The organism is Kribbella pratensis (assembly GCF_004365355.1).
Classification (GTDB): Bacteria; Actinomycetota; Actinomycetes; order Propionibacteriales; family Kribbellaceae; genus Kribbella.
Window position 1 is genome coordinate 867,275 of sequence record NZ_SODP01000001.1, and the last position, 17,546, is coordinate 884,820.

The 17,546-nt window shown below is 67.2% G+C and carries 14 protein-coding genes; 7 read left to right on the top strand and 7 right to left on the bottom strand.

The annotated features are described in order from the left end of the window. The first annotated feature begins 17 nt into the window (after nucleotides 1-17). Nucleotides 18-914 (top strand): diacylglycerol/lipid kinase family protein, encoded by an 897-nt coding sequence (locus EV653_RS04040; RefSeq protein WP_134098063.1) that lies wholly within the window; start codon nucleotides 18-20, stop codon nucleotides 912-914. Here the strand turns inward: EV653_RS04040 and sigJ are convergent. Then, nucleotides 888-1,817 (bottom strand): RNA polymerase sigma factor SigJ, encoded by a 930-nt coding sequence (gene sigJ / locus EV653_RS04045; protein ID WP_134098065.1) that lies wholly within the window; start codon nucleotides 1,815-1,817, stop codon nucleotides 888-890. The genes EV653_RS04040 and sigJ overlap by 27 nt on opposite strands. A gap of 86 nt (nucleotides 1,818-1,903) precedes the next feature. On the opposite strand from sigJ, the gene EV653_RS04050 reads away from it, so the two are divergent. After that, nucleotides 1,904-2,272 (top strand): DoxX family protein, encoded by a 369-nt coding sequence (locus tag EV653_RS04050; RefSeq protein ID WP_134098067.1) that lies wholly within the window; start codon nucleotides 1,904-1,906, stop codon nucleotides 2,270-2,272. Here the strand turns inward: EV653_RS04050 and pulA are convergent. The 5 genes from pulA to EV653_RS04075 are packed head-to-tail and all read right to left on the bottom strand — an operon-like array spanning nucleotide 2,269 to nucleotide 10,637. Beyond that, a complete protein-coding gene (pulA, locus tag EV653_RS04055) occupies nucleotides 2,269-7,944 on the bottom strand; it encodes a pullulanase-type alpha-1,6-glucosidase (RefSeq protein WP_238159550.1) in 5,676 nt (1,891 codons plus the stop codon). The genes EV653_RS04050 and pulA overlap by 4 nt on opposite strands. 49 nt (nucleotides 7,945-7,993) lie before the next feature. Further along, nucleotides 7,994-8,716 carry an SIR2 family NAD-dependent protein deacylase gene (locus EV653_RS04060; RefSeq protein WP_134098069.1) on the bottom strand — a complete coding sequence of 241 codons (723 nt, stop codon included), beginning with the start codon at nucleotides 8,714-8,716 and terminating at the stop codon, nucleotides 7,994-7,996. A gap of 10 nt (nucleotides 8,717-8,726) precedes the next feature. Then, on the bottom strand, nucleotides 8,727-9,302 hold the full coding sequence (locus EV653_RS04065) for a GNAT family N-acetyltransferase (protein WP_238159551.1): 576 nt from the start codon (nucleotides 9,300-9,302) through the stop codon (nucleotides 8,727-8,729). A 10-nt stretch (nucleotides 9,303-9,312) separates the two neighbouring features. Further along, a complete protein-coding gene (locus EV653_RS04070) occupies nucleotides 9,313-9,525 on the bottom strand; it encodes a sulfurtransferase TusA family protein (RefSeq protein ID WP_238159552.1) in 213 nt (70 codons plus the stop codon). Continuing rightward, nucleotides 9,522-10,637 carry a cysteine desulfurase family protein gene (locus EV653_RS04075; protein ID WP_202871473.1) on the bottom strand — a complete coding sequence of 372 codons (1,116 nt, stop codon included), beginning with the start codon at nucleotides 10,635-10,637 and terminating at the stop codon, nucleotides 9,522-9,524. Before EV653_RS04075 ends, EV653_RS04070 begins: the two co-directional genes overlap by 4 nt. A gap of 94 nt (nucleotides 10,638-10,731) precedes the next feature. Between EV653_RS04075 and ctaC the strand changes: the two genes are divergently transcribed. The 4 genes from ctaC (at nucleotide 10,732) to EV653_RS04095 (ending at nucleotide 15,239) form a co-directional block, all read left to right on the top strand. Beyond that, nucleotides 10,732-11,619 (top strand): aa3-type cytochrome oxidase subunit II, encoded by an 888-nt coding sequence (ctaC, locus tag EV653_RS04080; RefSeq protein ID WP_134098073.1) that lies wholly within the window; start codon nucleotides 10,732-10,734, stop codon nucleotides 11,617-11,619. Nucleotides 11,620-11,645: 26 nt separating this feature from the next. Next, the gene (gene ctaD / locus EV653_RS04085) at nucleotides 11,646-13,388 is read left to right on the top strand and encodes an aa3-type cytochrome oxidase subunit I (protein ID WP_441294973.1); all 1,743 of its coding nucleotides are present in this window, start codon (nucleotides 11,646-11,648) and stop codon (nucleotides 13,386-13,388) included. Then, nucleotides 13,385-13,780 carry a cytochrome c oxidase subunit 4 gene (locus tag EV653_RS04090; RefSeq protein WP_134098077.1) on the top strand — a complete coding sequence of 132 codons (396 nt, stop codon included), beginning with the start codon at nucleotides 13,385-13,387 and terminating at the stop codon, nucleotides 13,778-13,780. Before ctaD ends, EV653_RS04090 begins: the two co-directional genes overlap by 4 nt. A gap of 220 nt (nucleotides 13,781-14,000) precedes the next feature. Further along, entirely contained in the window at nucleotides 14,001-15,239 is a 1,239-nt protein-coding gene (locus EV653_RS04095; protein ID WP_238159553.1) for a L,D-transpeptidase, read from the top strand. Nucleotides 15,240-15,333: 94 nt separating this feature from the next. Here EV653_RS04095 and EV653_RS04100 read toward each other — a convergent pair whose 3' ends face one another. Then, nucleotides 15,334-16,059 (bottom strand): SDR family oxidoreductase, encoded by a 726-nt coding sequence (locus EV653_RS04100; protein ID WP_134098079.1) that lies wholly within the window; start codon nucleotides 16,057-16,059, stop codon nucleotides 15,334-15,336. 165 nt (nucleotides 16,060-16,224) lie between these two features. Between EV653_RS04100 and EV653_RS04105 the strand changes: the two genes are divergently transcribed. Continuing rightward, nucleotides 16,225-17,064 (top strand): LysR family transcriptional regulator, encoded by an 840-nt coding sequence (locus EV653_RS04105; protein ID WP_134098081.1) that lies wholly within the window; start codon nucleotides 16,225-16,227, stop codon nucleotides 17,062-17,064. Nucleotides 17,065-17,546: the final 482 nt, after the last annotated feature.

Consider the following 17,546-nt stretch of genomic DNA (forward strand, 5'->3'; position numbering starts at 1 on the left):
CGAACGGACAAAAATAAGTGAGTCCTGCCAGGCGGGCAGCCGTCATCGTGAATCCCGTCAAGGTCGAAGGCGACGCGTTCCGTCGTGCCGTCGAAACCGCGCTGGCCGAGCGGGGGTACGCGGACCCGCTGTGGCTGGAGACGACCGAGGACGATGCCGGGGTCGGGATGGCCCGGCAGGCGATCGACGAACAGGTCGATCTCGTGCTCGTCGCAGGCGGTGACGGCACCGTCCGCGTGGTGTGTGCCGAGCTGGCCGGGACCGCGATCCCGGCGGCGGTGCTGCCCGGCGGGACCGGGAACCTGCTGGCCCGCAACCTCGGCATCTCGCTCGAGCTCGACGTCGCGCTGCACGAGCTGCTCGACGGTTCGGAGCAGCGGATCGACAGCGTGCTGATCGAGGGCGACCAGCTGCCGGGCGACCGGTTCGTGGTGATGGCCGGGCTCGGTCTGGACGCCGCGATCATCGAGGACGCGCCCGACGACCTGAAGAAGCGGGTCGGCTGGGCGGCGTACGTCGTCTCGACGCTGAAGAACCTGAACCACCCGTTCGTCAATGTCGAGATCGTCGTCGACGACCAGCCGCCGGTACGCCGTCGCGCGCGGACCGTGGTGATCGGCAATGTCGGCACGCTCCAGGCGAACATTCCGCTCTTCCCGGACGCCACGCCCGACGACGGCAGGATCGACGTGGTCGTGCTCGCGCCGCGCCGGATCAGCCACTGGCCGCGGCTGGCGCTCGGTCTGGTGATCAAGTCCTGGCGCGAGCGTCATGTCGAGCGCTTCACCGGCAAGCGGATCCAGGTGCGCGCCGACCGGGTGGTAGGCCGCGAGCTCGACGGCGACGCGATCGCCGAAGGTACGTCGCTCGTCGCGGAGGTGGATCCGTCAGCGCTCGTCGTCCGCGTGCCCTGACGGCTGCACCGGCGCCGGCCCCGAGGGCTGCACTGATGGCTGCACCGATGGCTGCACTGACGGCTGCACTGACGGCTGCACGTGGGTCAACTTGTCGGGGTTGACAATGCCGTGGATCGCGCTGATGCGGCCCTCGGCCACCACGAACGACCAGATCGCGACGGTGCGGTCGCTGCGGTCGTGGATCCTGAGCGCCGGCTGACCGCCGACATGCACCGGCGCGGTGGTCAGCTGGCGGAACTTGCCGAACGCGCCGATGAGCAGGCGGGCGACATTGCCGGCGCCATGCACCGGCCGGGGGAAGCCGCCCTTGCCGCCGCCGTCGCCGGTGAACGTGACGTCCGGGGTGAGGAGCGCGACCAGGGCCTCCAGTTCGCCCTCCTCGGCCGCCGCGACGAACCGGCGTACCAGTTCGTCGCGTTCCTGGGGCGAGGGATCGAAGCGTGGTCGATTGTCGGCGATCCGGCGCCGGGCGCGGACGGCGAGCTGGCGGCAATTGGCCGGCGTCTTGCCGAGGATGCCGGCGAGGTCGTCGTAGGAGTAGCCGAAGACGTCGCCGAGCAGGAAGACCGCGCGCTGGTCGGGGGAGAGGCGCTCGAGGACGACCAGGAACGCGGTGGACAGCGAGTCCGAGAGCGCGGCCCGGTCGGCGAGATCGACGTACTCGTCCACGGCGGGTTCGGGCAGCCACGGGCCGAAGTACTGCTCGCGTTGGCGACGTGCCGAGCGCAGTTGGTCGATCGCGAGCCTGGTCGTCACGGTGGTGAGGAACGCCTTGGGGGAGGCGACCTCGGGCTCGCGATGCAGGCGCAGGTACGCCTCCTGGACGACGTCCTCGGCGTCACCGAACGTGCCCAGCATCCGGTAGGCGATCGAGAGCAGCAGCGGTCTGAGTTCCTCCATCACACCTTCACAGACGATCGACCGGTCTTCCCGGTGACAGCATGCCGATTGTCACAGGAGTCGATTGTCGATCGTCTGCGATCGACATGAACACGATCACCTGGATCTTCACCGGCATGCTCGCCGTCGTCTTCACGATCTCGGGCGTCCTGAAGGCCGCGATGTCCCGCGCCCGCCTGATCGCCAGCGGCCAGACCGGCATCGCACCGTTCCCGATGCCGCTGGTCCGCTTCGTCGCTGTCTGCGAACTGCTGGCGGTCGCCGGCCTCTTCGCCCCATGGCTGACCGACACAGCCCGCGTCCTCACCCCGCTCGCGGCCAGCGGTCTGGTGATTGTGATGATCGGCGCCGCCACCTCACACTCGTCGCTCCGCGAGCCACGCTCGACGGCCGCCAACACCATTCTTCTGGCGCTGGCGGCCTTCGTAGCTGCTGCTCGCTTCGCCGGGCTCTAACGCTGGACGAGTACGGCGACTGTGCGTGGCGGGACTGTCGCCGTACCGGTGGCGGCATTCCACGTCGTCTGCTTGACGACAGCGTCCGACCCGGCAGCCTGCACCGGTGAGAGCGACAGGTTGGCGCCGCTCAGCCCAGGCACCTGCTGGGATACGGCCGAGCCCGTGCTGTTGAACACCACGACCACGCCCTTCAGCGCCGGGTCGACATTCGGGCCCACTGTGTCGTCGATACGCATCGTGATCACACCAGGCGTCGTACCGCTCAGCGGGAAGCTGAGCTTCTGGTTGATGAGGTCGGCGGTGCCGAGCCGGAACAGCGGCGTCGAGAACCGCAGCTTCAGCAGATCGGCCGCCGCGGCAGACGCCGTGGCCACATCGGCCGGCGACGGCTTCAGCGCCGGGTTGGCGAGCAGTGGCTTCATGTACGGCCACTTGGCTTCGTTGTCGGCCTTCGGCGGGAGGCCGTGGCCGAAGCCGTTGTCTGCGCCGGTCCAGTCGAGGGTGTTGAACCAGTCGCCGGAGTCGTACGAGTTGCGGTCCAGCGACTTGCTCCGCAGCAGGTCCGCTCCCGCGTGCCAGAACGACGGCGTCTGGGCCAGCGCGGTCGTTGCCAGCGACAACGTGTTCATCCGGATCCGGTCCGGCATCGGCAGATCCGTCGGCAGCTTGTACGTCAGCGTGTCCCACAACGTTTCGTTGTCATGGGCATCGACGTAGCTGATCACCTCGTCCGGCTGATCGGCGTACCCGGCCGGCGAGCCGTTGTAGTCGACTCCGTCCCCGCGCACCGTCGTACCCGACTCGACGGAGCGGAAGGTGAACGAGCGCAGGTTGCCGGCCAGGCCGAGTTGGACCAGGTCGGTGTCGTGCGCCAGCCGCTTCGCACGCTCGTCCGCCGTGCCGTTGATCGGGTCGCCGTTCGGGTCGCTCGCCTCGCCGGAGCCGAAGCCCTGGATCCGCGGGTTGTCGTCGAACGGTCCGCCGCCGCGCATTGCGTCGCGGAGACGGTCCGAGAACGTGCCGATCCCGGTCCCGCCGAGATTGCCCTGGCGGGCCTGGACGAACAGCGCGTCGTTCGCGACCTCGCCGAAGTTCCAGCCCTCGCCGTACAGATAGATCGACTTGCCGTCGACGCCGTCCTTGGCGAGCGTCAGCTTGTCGAGCGCGGCGCGGACCTTCAGCATGTTCGCCTTGGAGTGATGGCCCATCAGGTCGTAGCGGAAGCCGTCGACGTGGTAGTTCTTCGCCCAGCTGACGGTGCCGTCGACCATGATCTTCTCGGCCATCGCGTGTTCGGTGGCGATGTTGCTGCAGCAGGTCGAGTTCTCGACCTTGCCGGTGGCGTTGAGCCGCTGGTAGTAGCCCGGCACGATCTGGTCGAGCACCGACGTCGGCGCCTCGCCGGCGGCCGGCGTGTGGTTGTAGACCTGGTCGAGGACGACCCGCAGCCCGGACTTGTGCAGCCCGCCGACCATCGTGCGGAACTCCGAGACCCGCGCCAGCCCGTCCTTCTGGGTCGCGTACGAACCCTCCGGCGCGAGCCAGTGGTACGGGTCGTACCCCCAGTTGAACCCGTCCTTCGCGGCGACGGCCGTCACGCAGGCCTGCTGCTGGTCCGAGTCGGGCGGCAGAGCCTTCAGGTCACAGGCCGGAGTCTGCTGATTGGTCTCGGGGATTGACGCGATGTCGAACGTCGGCAAGAGGTGCACGGTATTGAGCCCGGCCGCCGCTAGTGCCTTGAGGTGTTTGGTTCCATCGCCGTCGTCGGCGAAGGCGAGATAGGTACCGCGGTGCGCGGCGGGAACCGTGTTGTCGTTGATCGAGAAGTCGCGGACATGCAACTCGTAGATCGTCGAGTCGACACCCCGCGCAAGCTTCGGCGCCGGCGTCCTCGACCACAAGGCGGGCTGACCCGCCGGATCATTCAGGTCGGCGGCGACGGAGTACGCCGAGTCCGTCGTCAACGCGACCGAGTACGGATCCGTGACGACGTTCGTCTCCACCTTCCCGGTACTGGGCGCAAAGACCGTCACCTCGAAGCGGTACGACGCGTTCTTCCACGAGCGGGATCCGCCGACTACCCACGCGCCGTCATCGTTGCGCTTCATCGCGACAGCTGCCGAGCCCACCAGCAATCGCACGTTCTGCGCGGTGGGAGCCCACAAGGTGAAGGTGGGCGCACCCGCGTGCCACGTCACGCCGTACGAACGGCCGGCCGCGCTCTGATAGAGGTCATCGAGGACGCCGGGTATCTGCACGCCGGTCGCATCGAGCAGTCGGCCCGTGTCGTCGTACTGCGCCAGACCGAGTTGCCCGGTGAGCATCTTGCGGGCGTCTCCATTGTCCAGGCGGAGCGTCGTGTAGCCCGGTTTCACAATCCGCGAGTCGTAGCGCAGGGCTGTCGACGATCCACCGATGTCGTCCGCATCGACCTTCAACGAGCCCGTGTCGGACCAGTGCAGCCGCCACCGGTAGCGCTCCGGGTGCGCGACGGCCGGTACGGCGAGCGTGTTGCGGTCCAGCCAGTACGCCTTGGCCTGACTCAGGTCCGGCGTTGCACCGGGCTTGGACGTCGTCACCGTGAACTGGTGCGTCGCGAGCACGTACGAGAACGTGACCACGAGTCCGTCACTCGGTACCGAGACCGGCACGTTGTTCGCCGGATAGCTCTCGTCCCAAGACAGGTTGTGCGCGACCTTCGCCTCATAGTTGCCCGCTCCCAACTCGCTGGTGGACCAGGTGTACGTCCCGTCCCCGTCCTCGTCGGTCAACCAGGGTCGCATGCAGGACGGGTCCCAGTCGGCCGGACAGCCCAGCTCGGACTGGAACGAGCCGGGGACGGTGATGATCGGTCCCTGCGCACTGGACGTGACGTAGTGCCGTCCGTGTTCGTAGTAGAAGCTGACCGGTCCGGCAGGTGCGGTGTAGGAGATGTTCGCGCCGTTCGCGACACCACCGGCACCATAGTTCTCGTCCCAGGTCTTGTTGATCGCCGCCTTGTACGCGTGCTCACCAGCCGGGATCGTGTACGTGCCCTTCCACACCTTGTCCTTCGGGTCGAGCGTCAGCTGGGCCTGGTCGCAGTCCGGCGCCCAGTCCGCAGCACAGCCCATCTCGCTGTTGTGATCACCCGGCACCGACACGTTGGCAGGCTGGACGACCGGACCGGTGCCCCCGCCGCCGCCGCCGGCCGCAGGTGCGTCGCCGACAACGCCGTACGACCCGGACACCGAGTAGTTGCCCGCGGCATCCCGCAGTACGGCGCGGTACTCGAGCAGAGTGCCCTTCGCCAGACCGGACACGTCCTGGAAGACCCGGTACGGCGCGTTGTCGTCCGCACCGAGCCGCGTCCACGCTGTCGTACCGACGGGCCGGTAGCCGAAGGTCACAGTGACCGGAGTGTTCGCAGGAACCGCGGCGGCGACCTCAGCGCGCCCACCGACCGTGGCACCGAGCTCTGGGGAGCTCATGTAGACAGCAGGTGCCTTAGCAGGCTTCGGGACCTTCGTCTGGGCCTGGTACACCGTCACGGACAGCGGAGCCTGGCTGACGACCACTCGGCCTTCACGGTCGGTCTTCACAGACTTGGTGCCGCCGTAGACCGGCTTGAGCCACGTGTTCGGCCCGTACGTCGGCACTGTCGCCGACGCCGCGGTCTTCGAGTTGTTCGCGACTACCAGGTACTCGACGTTGTCGCTGCCGAGTCGGCTGAACGCGTACAGACCGTTGAGGTTGGAGGAGTACCGGTGCACCTGCCGTCCGTCCGACAGCGCCGGGTACTTCGCCCGCAGCTTCGCCAGCGCCGCGATGTGCTTGTACATCGGCGAGTTGACGTCGTACCGGTCCTTGCTGCCGATCGTCGTCGTACCGGTGCCGTCGACGACCTCGTCGTCCGCGTAGTCGGCGGTCTTGGTCGCGAACATGTCCTGGCGCGCGTCCTTGTCACCACCCGGACCTGTGAAGCCCTGCTCGTCGCCGTAGTAGACGACCGGCTGGCCACGCGTCAGGTACATCAGCGAGTGCGCCAGCTCGTCCCGCGCGAGCAGATCCTGACCGGCTGCGCCGCCCTGCTTGAGGAACATGCCGACGCGGCCCATGTCGTGGTTGCCGAGGAACGTCGGCAGCTCGTACGCGTTCGAATCGGTATCGGTGTAGTAGTCGTCGTCGGCGTAGAAGTCCTGCAGCTTGGTACTCGGATCGCCCTTCGCGTAGGCGACCGCGTTCTGCTGGAACCCGAAGTCGAGCGTCGCCTGCAGGTCGCCCTTGGTGGTGTACGTCGACATGAACTGCGGGTTCGCGTCGAAGACCTCGCCGAACATGAAGAAGTTCTTCGACCCCGCGCTCTTGGCCGCGGCCAGGATCTGCGGCGAGAACTTCTGCCAGAACTCGATGTTGACGTGTTTGACGGTGTCGATCCGGAAGCCGTCGATACCGAACTCGGCCCAGGTCTTGTAGACGTCGATCATCCCGTCCCGCACCCGCGGCTGCTCGGTGAACAGGTCGTCCAGGCCGACGAAGTCGCCGTACTCCGCGCTCTCGCCGGCGAACGTCGAATCGCCGCGGTTGTGGTACAGCGTCGGGTCGTTCAACCAGGCCGGCACCTTGACGGTCGCGTCGGCCGGAGTGCGGAACACCGGGACGTTCGGGAACGACGTGTTCGCGTCCAGCGGCGGGAAGGTGTCGCCGCCGGCGTACTGCTTGTCGTCGAAGACGTTGCCCTGAGCATCCCTGTACGGCGACGTCGACTTCGGGATGTAGCCGTAGTTGTGGGACTGGTAGTCGATCACGTCCGCAGTGTGATTGGTGATGATGTCGAAGAAGACCTTCATCCCCTTGCGGTGCGCGAGATCGATCAGGCGCTTCATGTCCGCGTTGGTGCCGAGGTGCGGGTCGATCTGGGTGAAGTCGGTGATCCAGTACCCGTGGTACCCGGCGCTCACGTTCGCCCCGGCCCCCTGCACCGGGCGGTTCTTGAACGACGGGGTCAGCCAGATGGACGTCGTACCCAGGGACTTGATGTAGTCGAGCTTCTGCATCACACCGGCCAGGTCGCCGCCGTGGTAGAAGCCTTTGTCGGTCGGGTCGAGGCCGGTCTGCAAGCGGTCGCCGGTGAGTCCGCCGGCGTCGTTCGACGTGTCACCGTTGGCGAACCGGTCCGCCATCAGGAAATAGAACCGCTCCTTGGTCAGGTCCGGCCGCAGGCTCGGTGATGCCAGCGTCTTGTCCGCGGCGGTGACCGCCGACCCCGCGAGGTCGACCGGCTTCACCGTCACAACGTGACTGGTGTCGTCGTAACTGAACTGCAGCTTGGCCGGTCCCGCGATGCTCAGCGGGATGTTCGGCCCGTTCAGCACCCCGCCCGCGCCGTAGTTCTCGTCCCAGCCCTTGTTGATCGTGACCTTGTACTCGTACGTCCCCGCCGGCACGTCGAACACTTTCGTGTACGGCGCACCCGCCCCGAGGCTGGTCGCGTCACAGCCCGGATCCCAGTCGGCCGCACACCCCAGCTCGCTCTGCAGCGACCCCGCCAAGGTGACGACCCGATCCACCGCGACCTGCGCCGGCGCCGGAGTCGCCGTACCCAGTCCGAGCACGACCACAGCGGCCGCGGTGAAACCTGCCGTCCAACGCCTGAACCCGCGCATCACGGTCCCCTCCCGCCGATTCACCTGCCGGGGACGGTAGCTGCCGCTCTTTCCTGTGAGGAGGGCTCGAATGTCACGGTAAGGTCACGAGGTCCGGCAGGGTGGTCTCGATCGGGGTCCGCAGGACGATCGTGGCCTGTTCGTCGTACGGCGTCGGCTGGGCGTTCAGGATGATCAGCGGCTTGCCGGCGTTCAGGGCGAGGTCGCACAGACCTGCGGCCGGGTAGACCTGCAGGGAGGTGCCGACGGCCAGGAACAGGTCGGCGGCCTCGGTGGCGGCGACGGCTCGATCGAGCACCTCGCGGTCCAGCGACTGGCCGAAGGACACCGTTGCCGACTTGAGGATGCCGCCGCAGACCTCACAGGCCGGGTCCTCGTCACCGGACTCGAGCCGGGGGAGTACGTCGGCCATCGGGATCCGCCGGCCGCACTGCAGGCAGTCGACGTACCAGACCGTCCCGTGCAGCTCGTGGACGAGGGACGGCGACGATCCGGCCTTCTGGTGCAGGCCGTCGACGTTCTGCGTGATCAGACCGGTCAGACGACCCTGCCGCTCCAGCTCGACCAGTGCCAGATGCCCGGGGTTCGGCTCGGCTGTCCACGCGGGCACAGCGAGCCGGTGCTTCCAGGTAGCCACGCGGACCTCACGACTGTCGACGTACTCGTCGATGTCGAACATCGCCTCCGCGGCCGGGTTCTTCGTCCACACGCCCTGCGGCCCCCGGAAGTCGGGGATCCCGGAAGCGGTCGAGATCCCGGCCCCGGTCAGCACGGCGATACGTTCGGCGTCGATCACGGTTCCGAACCTATGTGGAGACGCCGCGGGGGCTGTGAGCGGGGATCCATTCGGAGGCGAGGATCGACATGACGATCTCGTCGATCCATTCGCCCTCCCAGAGCAGGGCGTCCCGCAGTAGGCCCTCGGCCTTGAAGCCGGCCTTCTCGTAGGCGCGCCGGGCTCGCGGGTTGAACGCGTAGACGCCGAGGCTGATCCGGTGCAGGCCGATCTGGCCGATGCCGTAGCCGACGATCAGCCGGGTCGCTTCGGTGCCGAGTCCACGACCCTGGCCGGCCGCGCCGATCAGGATCCGGAAGTTGCAGCTCTTGTTGGGCGGATCCCAGTCGTTCAGCACGGCCTCGCCGACGACCTGTCCGGAGGCGCGGTCGACGATCGCCAGGTCGAGCCGGTCCGTCTGGTCCTTCCGGGTGCGCATCCACTCGCGGGCGCGCTCCTCGCTGATCTCCCCGTGGCTCCCGGTCAGCCGGGCCACGTCCGGGTCGTCCATCGCGGCAGCGAGCGCGTCGTAGTCCCCCTCGTCCAGCGGTCTCAGTACGACGAGATCGCCGGTCAACGTAGGTTTGTGCGCGAAGTCGGTCACCATACCGAGTCTGTCAGCTGACGCGCCGTACGACGTAACTTTTTCCGGTTGCTTCGACCAGCTCCTGGGACCGCATCCGGCACCACGCAGGGATGTCGACAGCCGCGGCCGGGTCGTCGGCCAGAACGGTGACGGTTTCGCCGACAGCCACGGTCGGTAGCGCTTTGGCCAGTTTGATCACCGGGAGTGGGCAGACCATGCCTTGGCAGTCCAGGTCGACGTTCACATCCCCACCTCAGCCCGGATCCGCTGCACGATGCCCGGCAGCACCTGGCAGAACCTATCGACGTCCTCATACGTGGTTTCACGGCTCAGAGACACCCGCACGTTTCCATGCGTCAGCACGCCCATCGCGGCCAGGACATGCGAGGGCTTCAAGGTGCTCGACGTACAGGCGGAGCCACTGGAGACTGCGAAGCCCTCCGCGTCCAGTGCGGTCACCAGGGCCTCGCCGTCGACGTACAGACAGGAGAACGTGAGGATGTGGGGCAGGCGGTCGTCCGGCTCGCCGACCACTTCCACATCCGGTACGTCGGCCGGCACACGACGCCGTACCTCGTCGATCCACGCCCTGTGCTGCTTGTTGAGCTCCTCGGCCTCGCCCAGCCGGGCCTGCAGCGCTGCCGCCGCAGCCAGCGCATTCGGTACGTCGGGGAAGCCGGGGGAGAGCCCGTCCTCGCGCTCGTCCATCGGCCACGCGGGCGCTATCCGCGTCCCCTTGCGCACCGCCAGCAATCCCACACCAGCCGGTCCGCCCCACTTGTGCCCACTGGCCGCCAGCACCGACCAACCCTCAGGCACCACGTCGTGGCCGATGGACGCAGACGCATCAACAAACAGCGGTACGTCGCCGCAGGCCTGCGCGATCGCGGCGATTGGTTGCCTAGTACCTACCTCGTGGTTAGCCGACTGGACAGCAGCCACGGCGACGCCAGGTCGGCGTACTGCGTCTGAGAAAGCCTCCTGGTCGACCCGTCCGCGGATGTCCACGCCGACCTCGAGACCCTCGTCCCCAGCACTGTGCAGAACGGCGGAGTGCTCGACAGCCGTGTGCACCACGGTCCGGCCGACCCGCTCGCGCGCGGCCCGTACCGCGGACAGGCCGGCCTGGATGGCCGTCGTACCGGAAGTCGTCAGATAGACCTCGTCGGGGCGTACTCCGATCGCGTCCGCGAGCACCGCCCGGGCGTTGTCCAGCAGCAGCCGCGCGGTCCGTCCTTCGTGGTGCAGACGCACCGGATCGGCCCATCCGGAATCCACTGCCGACAGCAACATTTCCCGTGCTGCCGGGTGCAACGGCTCCGCCGACGCCGCGTCCAGATACCCACGCTCGCTCACACGGGAAACGCTAAGCCCTACCTATGCGCGGGGGCGCGAATGGTGTCCAGTAGTGTTTGGTCGTCAGTCTCACTTGGGAAGGGAAAGGCGCCCCGTGGGTTCGAACGGCACGCCCGGAGTGGAGGAGCGACCGGCAGGTTCTGCCGGCGCCACACGACCGGCGAAGCGTCGCCTGCTGGTCGGCAGTGCAGTGGTGCTCGGCACCCTCATGCTGACCGGTTGCTCGACGGCGACCACTGAGCAGTGGAAACGACTCGGTCTCCCCGAGGGCGCGTCCGACCGGACCGAAGCGGTCCGAAGCCTCTGGATCGGTGCGTGGATCGCCGCGCTGATCGTGGGCGTGATGGTCTGGGGCCTGATCCTCTGGGTCTCCGTCCGGTACCGCAAGCGCAACGACGACGCACCCCGGCAGGTGCGGTACAACCTGCCGCTCGAGGTGCTCTACACGCTGGCACCGTTCGCGATCATCGGCGTGCTCTTCTTCTACACGGTGGAGCACGGCAACAAGATCACCGCGATGTCGGGCACCCCGCAGCACACCGTGAACGTGGTGGCCCAGCAGTGGCAGTGGACCTTCAACTACAAGGACACGGTCGACGGGCAGCAGGGCGTCTGGGAGACCGGCACGATGGACCGGCCGGCCACCTTGTGGCTGCCGGTGAACGAGTCGGTCCACTTCGACCTGAACTCGCCGGACGTGATCCACTCGTTCTGGGTGCCGTCGTTCTACTTCAAGCTCGACGTGATCCCGGGCCGGACCAACAAGTTCGAGCTGACCCCGACCAGGATCGGCACCTTCGAGGGCAAGTGCGCGGAGCTCTGCGGGCTCTACCACAGCCGGATGGTCTTCAGCGTCAAGGTCGTCAGTCGCGACGAGTACGACACACACCTCCGTGAGCTGGCCGCCAGGGGCCAGACCGGCGCCGCCACCGGAGGCTCCGACGCCACCACCATTCCCGGCACAGGAGAGGGCGAGAAGTGACCGACTTCGCCGAGCGCACCGGCGCCATCGGTACCAGCACCGTATATCCGCGGCGACGCACCAAGGGTCAGATCCTGGTCAAGTGGATCACCACGACCGACCACAAGCTGATCGGGCACATGTACCTGATCACGTCGTTCGCGTTCTTCCTGATCGGCGGCGTGATGGCGCTGATCATCCGCGCCGAGCTCGCCAAGCCGGGCCTGCAGATCGTGAACGAAGAGACCTACAACCAGCTCTTCACGATGCACGGCACGATCATGCTGCTGCTGTTCGCGACCCCGCTGTTCGTCGGCTTCGCGAACGAGATCATGCCGATCCAGATCGGCGCACCCGACGTCGCGTTCCCACGATTGAACATGTTCAGCTACTGGCTGTTCCTGTTCGGCGGTCTGATCACGGTCAGCGGCTTCTTCACCCCGGGCGGCGCGGCCGACTTCGGCTGGTTCGCCTACGCCCCGCTGTCCAACGCGGTCCGCTCGCCCGGTGTCGGCGGCGACCTGTGGATCATGGGTCTGTGGATGGCCGGTCTGGGCACCATCCTCGGTGCGGTCAACTTCGTGACGACGATCATCACGATGCGCGCACCCGGTATGACGATGTTCCGGATGCCGATCTTCACCTGGAACATCCTGGTGACGTCGATCCTCGTCCTGATCGCGTTCCCGATCCTGGCCGGCGCGCTGCTCGTGCTCGAGGCGGACAGAGCCTTGGGAGCCCATGTGTTCGATGCCGCGAACGGGGGGCCACTGCTGTGGCAACACCTGTTCTGGTTCTTCGGACATCCAGAGGTCTACATCATCGCCCTGCCGTTCTTCGGCATCATCACCGAGATCCTGCCGGTCTTCAGCCGCAAGCCTGTCTTCGGCTACATCGGCCTGGTCAGCGCGACGCTGGGTATCGCGGTCCTCTCGGTGGCGGTCTGGGCGCACCACATGTTCGTCACCGGCGCGGTGAACCTGCCGTTCTTCTCGTTCATGACGTTCCTGATCGCAGTGCCTACGGGTGTGAAGTTCTTCAACTGGATAGGCACGATCTGGGGCGGATCGGTGTCGTTCGACACCCCGATGCTCTGGGCGGTCGGCTTCCTGACGACGTTCCTCTTCGGCGGTCTGACCGGCATCATCCTGGCCTCCCCGGCCCTGGACTACCAGCTGTCCGACTCGTACTTCGTGGTCGCGCACTTCCACTACGTCGTCTTCGGCACCGTGGTGTTCGCGATGTTCGCCGGGTTCTACTACTGGTGGCCGAAGTTCACCGGCCGGATGCTCAACGAGCGACTGGGCAAGCTGCACTTCTGGCTGCTGTTCATCGGCTTCCACACCACGTTCCTGGTGCAGCACTGGCTGGGTGTCGAGGGCATGCCGCGCCGGTACGCCGACTACAAGGCGTCCGAGGGCTTCACCACGCTGAACGAGGTCTCCAGCGTCGGCGCCTTCATCCTGGGCCTGTCGATGCTGCCGTTCTTCTACAACGTGTACAAGTCGCGCAAGTCGCCGAAGGTCGGCGTCGACGACCCGTGGGGCTGGGGCCGGTCGCTGGAGTGGGCGACCAGCTCGCCGCCGCCGCGGCACAACTTCGAGAAGCTGCCGCGGATCCGTTCCGAGTCCCCGGCGTTCGACCTGCACCACGCGGAACTCGCCCTGGCGGAGTACCCGGACAACCGGGCCGGCACCGACAACCTGCTCGACGCGGGTGAGGACCAGGGGCGCGTGGAGCATCTCGAGGAGATCGCCGATAGCGGGACCGAGGGGAAGGACAAGGCGTGAAGGTCGAAGCCTGGGTCTTCGGGATCCTGAGCGTTTTCGTGGTGGTCGTCACGCCGATCTACTGGCTGATGTCCAACGACCCCACCGGCACCACGGCGCTGGTGATGACGTTCTTCCTGTCGCTGCTGGTGGCGTTCTACCTGAGCGTCACCGCGCGCCGGATGGACGCCCGGCCGGAGGACCGCAAGGAAGCGGAGATCGCCGAAGGAGCCGGTGAGCTCGGCTTCTTCCCGCCGTACTCCTGGTGGCCGCTGTGGTGCGCGATGACGCTGGCGGTCGTCGTGCTCGGCATCGTCTTCGGCTGGTGGCTGTTCATCGCCGGAGTCGGGATCGGCATCGTGACGCTGAGCGGGTTCATCTTCGAGTACTACCGCGGTGACCACGCTCACTGAGTGTGCTGACGCTGCTCGCTAGTTGAGCATCGTACGAAAAACGCCGTCCGGGAACGAACCGGGCGGCGTCTTCGTGCGTCTTTAGGAGTGCCACCGGTACGGACCGTTGTGGTCCGTACCAGTTCGGTGGCGGTGCGATGCGAAGAAATGTCGCTGCGGCAGGTTACCCTTACCGCGGTTTGACTAAACAGGGGAGAGCTGGGGAATGGTGAGCGGTTCGGTGAGGAAGCATGGGCTTGCCGTGGCGGGGATCTGCGTGCTGCTGCTGGCCGGCACGGCCTGCAGTGACACGAAGGCCGACGGAGGTAACGGCAACGGTGGTCAGTCGACCCCGTCCACGTCGCAGAGCAACTCGCCCGGTGCATCGACCACCCCGGGCGCCTCGACCACGCCGTCGGACTCGCCTGCGGCCAACATCGCCATCGTGCCCGCCAAGGGTGCATCCTCGGTGCAGCCGGACAAGCCGGTGACGGTGACCACGACGGCCGGTAAGCTGGCCGAGGTCACGCTGAAGGACGACGACGGTGACAAGGTCGACGGCAGCTTCAACGCCGACAAGACCCAGTGGACTTCGACGGACCACCTCAAGCCCGGTGCGTCGTACACCGTGAGCGGCTCCGCCGAGGGCACCGACGGCGGCACCGTGCCGATCAGCTCGACGTTCAAGACGCTGAAGGCGTCCAAGAGCCTGAAGGCCTCGGTCGTCCCGCTGAACGGCGAGACCGTCGGCGTCGCGCTGCCGATCCAGATCTACTGGAACAACCCGGTCAAGGACCGTGCTGCGGTCGAGAAGCGGCTGAAGGTCACCACCTCGGTCCCGGTCACCGGCACCTGGCACTGGGTGAACAGCAAGCAGGTGAACTACCGCCCGATGAACTACTGGCCGGCCGGCACCAAGGTCTCGGTGAACATCGACACCCAGGGCGTCAACGCCGGTAACAACACCTGGGGCACCTCCAGCCGGAAGATCTCCTTCAGCATCGGCAAGTCGGTCGTCAGCTACGTGAACGTCAAGAAGCACTCGATGACCGTGATGATCAACGGCAAGCTGGCCCGCACGATCCCGATCACCGCCGGCAAGGACGGGTTCACCACCCGCAGCGGCGTCAAGGTGATCATGGAGAAGTTCACCACGAAGCGGATGGACGCGGCGACGATCGGCATCAAGCCCGGCGACCCGAACTACTACAACATCAGTGACGTGAAGTGGGCCCAGCGCGTCACCAGCTCCGGCGAGTTCATCCACGGGGCCCCGTGGTCGGCCGGCAGCCAGGGCAGCGCCAACGTCAGCCACGGCTGCGTCGGCATGAGCCTCGCCGACGCCCAGTGGTTCTTCAACCAGACCCTCCGCGGCGACCCGGTCACCGTCACCGGCACCTCCCGCCACATGGAGCCCGGCAACGGCTGGACCGACTGGAACACCACCTGGGCCGCCTACAAGAAGGGCTCCGCCCTCTGAGATCCGTCCGCTGAGAATTGAAGGCGTCGTCGGGCCGGGCACCCTTGAGGTGTCCGGCCCGACCTCTTAAGGTGCGGAAGCTCTTGGAGGTCCGTTACCAGGGCACCGTTCCCGCGTCGTCGAAGAATCCGCCGGTGGGGCCGTCGTCGGACAGCGTCGCGAGGCGAATGGCGATGGCTGCACCCTGTTGCGGCGTACGGACGCCGCGAAAGCCGTTGAGGTCGGTGGCGGTGAATCCGGGACAGCCGGAGTTGATCAAGATGTCGGTATCACCCAGCTCCTTGGCGTACTGGACCGTGAGCGCGTTGAGGAAGGTCTTCGAGGCCAGGTAGGCGGCGGGAACCGGGCCCATGTCGATGCCGGGTGTGGTTTGCAGGGCGAGCGAGCCGACGCTGCTGGACATGTTGACGATGCGCGGTGAGGCCGAGGCGCGCAACATCGGCAGCATCGCGTTGGTCACCCGGACGACCCCGATCACGTTGGTTTCCACGACCGTACGCATGGTCGCGGGATCAAGGGTGGTCGGTGTCTGCGGCATATCGCCGGTAATCGCTGCATTGTTGACCAGAACATCGAGCCCTCCGGCGTGGTCGGCGATCAACTCGGCCGCCGCGGCCACGCTTGCGTCGTCGGTCACGTCGAGCGGCACACCGAACGCATCGGTCCCGGCCGCGCGCAGCTTCTCCACTGCGGTGTCGCGGCGTTCCCGATCACGCGCGCCCACACCGATCCGCCAACCGAGCGTCCCCAGACCCGCCGCGATCTCGTACCCAATTCCCTTGTTTGCGCCGGTTACCAGCGCAATCGTCTGTTCACTCACACCGCCGATACTGCTGCGATTCCGGTGCAGCGTCCAAGACCGATCGGGTGGCCGGCGATACCGCACGAGTATTGGTCGTGGTCAGCGCCTGGCGGGTGCCGGGGCAGGTCTCGGCAGCGACGATGACCGAGCCGCGGGCCACGTCGCGCCGGATACGATCACCTGGTGGAGACTCGGGAGCTGCGGTACTTCGTCGCCGTCGCCGAGGAGTTGCACTTCGGGCGGGCTGCACAGCGGCTCGCGATCGCGCAACCACCACTGTCGCGAGCCATCCAGCAGCTCGAACGGCGGCTCGGCGTCGACCTGCTGCACCGCACCGCTCGCGCAATCGCCTTGACCAAGGCCGGGGCGGTGCTTCTGGAAGAGGCACGGCTAGCCCTTGAAGCGGTGGAAGCCGCCGAGCGCCGCACCCGCCGCGCCGCTGCCGACCGGCCCGGTATGGTGCTGGCCACCAAGGCAGGAGCGTCCACAGAACTGTTGTCGAAGCTGCTGGACGCGTACGCCGCCGATCCGCGCGCTGTCGCCGTCGAGGTAATGCTCTGCGGGCCGGGCGAACCGGAAGGCCTGCTGCGCAAGGGGCGTGCCGACGTTGCTCTGCTCCACCGACCCTATGACCTGACGGCCGGATTCGACACCGAGGATCTGCACACCGAACAGCAGGTCGTGGTCCTGCCCGCTGGGCATCCGCTCGCCGACCGGTCCCACCTGTCGATGGCTGAGGTCAACGCCCTGACGGACCTGCCCCTGCCACGCTGGCCTCGACGCGATGGGAGTTATCCCGACGGCCCCGGCCCGCAGGTCCGCGACCATACCCAGTTGACCCAGCTGATCGCGCTCGGTCGGGCCTGCGCGCTCATGCCCGAGTCCCTCCGAACCCAGCTACGCCACGATCACGCCATCGTGCCCGTGCCGGACGCCCCGGCCGTCACGACCGTCATCGCCTGGCCACCCCACAGCACATCCCAAGCCGTCGCCAACCTCGTCCGCACCGCGATCAACCTCTAACCGACACCATCCGCACTCCCACCGGTAGCCCGCTTCGAAGCGACCCAGCCCGCCAGGCCCGCCAGGCCCGGTCAGCCCGGTCAGCCCGGCAAGCCCGGCAAGCCCGGTCAGCCCGGCAAGCCCGGCAAGCCCGGCAAGCCCGGCCAAGCCCGGCAAGCCCGGCAAGCCCGGCAAGCCCGGCCAAGCCCGGCCAAGCCCGGCCAAGCCCGCCCAGCCCGGCACGCAGCTGAGCCCGCCAAGCCCGCCGGGTCCGCCAAGCCCGCCAACACAGCCCGGTCAGTCGGGCGGCGCCTCAGGAGCCGAAGCACTGCGCCTGACTCTGGTCGCCTTCGCCAACGGCAACAGCGGCCCGATCACGGCCCAGGCCTCGTCAGAGACCGCATCACGCGACGCGACATTCCAAGACCGCCCGCACGGCACCAAACGCGTGAGTGCACGGCGTACTCGTCGTCGAACGGGACCAGACCGCCCGCTTCCCGTAA